Origin of the sequence: Janthinobacterium sp. JC611 (genome assembly GCF_018682595.1) — a bacterium.
GTDB lineage: Bacteria > Pseudomonadota > Gammaproteobacteria > Burkholderiales > Burkholderiaceae_D > Janthinobacterium.
In genome coordinates, this window is sequence record NZ_JAFLJN010000073.1 from 1 (window position 1) to 1,487 (window position 1,487).

Here is a 1,487-nt window from a genome sequence, read left to right on the forward strand (position 1 = left end):
GTGCAGACGGGTACTGGCGACACCGTCATCACCACGACCAAGCTGGACAACACGGCGGGCCGCATCGCCGTCAACAGCGCGAACCTGGCCCTGAACGCGACGGTGTTGACGAACGTCAATGGCAAGCTGGAGCATGCTGGCGCGGGCATCCTGGCGATTAACGCAGGGCAATTCAACAACCAGTTCGGCAAGATCACGGGCAATGGCAAGCTGGATATCACGGCAGCGACCCTGGATCACCGCAATGCGACGACGGTGGCCAATCAGCTGACCATCAACGCCGGCAGCCTGGACAACCGCGCCGGCAACCTGGCGCAGACCGGCGCCGGCCTGATGACGGTGAGCGCCACCGGCCAGCTGGACAACGCGGGCGGCAAGATCGAGAGTAACGGCGATGCGCTGGTCAAAGCCCAGGTATTGCTGAACAGCACAGGCCGCATCGTGGCGGTGCAGGATGCCGAGCTTACGGTGGGCAGTCTGGTCAATACCGAAGGCACCGTGGCGGCAGGACGTCATCTGGCATTGTCCGGTGGCGACATCGACAATACCAAAGGCCAGTTGCAGGCCGTGGCCGGCAATGCCACCCTGAATGTGGCGAACTTGAACAACAGCGCAGGCAACGTGTTTGCCGGCGTCAACCTGGACGCGACACTGGCCAGCTTGAGCAATACGGGCAGCCTGTATGCGGCAGGGAATCAATCCTTGACCGCAACAGGCGCCATTGTGAACAGGGGCGTCATCGCGGCACAAGGCAACAACAGCATCACGGCGAAAATCCTCGACAGCAGTGCCAGCAGCATGATCGGCGCCGGCATCCAGGCCGATGGCAAGCTGGGCACAAGTGGTGACCTGACAATCAGCACTACGCAAACGTTGGCCGCACATGGACAAAACCTGGCGGCGGGCAGCGCAAATCTGACAGGTGCCAGCGTGGATCTGTCAGGCAGCCAGACCAGCGCCGCCAACATCGGCCTGACGGCAACCCAAGGTGACGTCAGCACGAACAAGACGGTCGTGACAACGGCGGGCACGCTGAATGTGACGACGAGCGCCTCCCTGCACAACACGGAAGGCACCTTGCAGGCAGGCCAGCTCGATCTGCATGTGGGTAATCTGGACAACACCAAGGGCACCATCTTGCAGACGGGCACGGGCGATACGAGCATCGTCACAGGCAAGCTGGACAACACGGCTGGCCGCATTGCCGTCAACAGTACAAACTTGAACATCGATGCCGTCACCGTCACGAACAAGGACGGCAAGATCGAGCATGCAGGCACGGGGACATTGAATCTGCAGGTGGGCGTGCTGGACAACAGCAAGGGCCGCATCACGTCCGCTGCGTCGGCAGACATCGTCAGCAAAGGTGTACTGAGCAATACCGATGGCGTGATGGCAGCGACTGCCGATTTGCATGTGGGCGGTGTGAATATCGACAACACGCGCGGCGTCTTGCAGGCGGATATGTTGCGTCTCGATGCGGCGAC

At 61.4% G+C, this 1,487-nt stretch carries 1 protein-coding gene; it reads left to right on the forward strand.

The genetic code is table 11. The annotated features are described in order from the left end of the window. A partial coding sequence (locus J0O65_RS25380) for a beta strand repeat-containing protein (RefSeq protein ID WP_502793597.1) occupies window positions 1-1,487 on the forward strand: 1,487 nt, incomplete at both ends.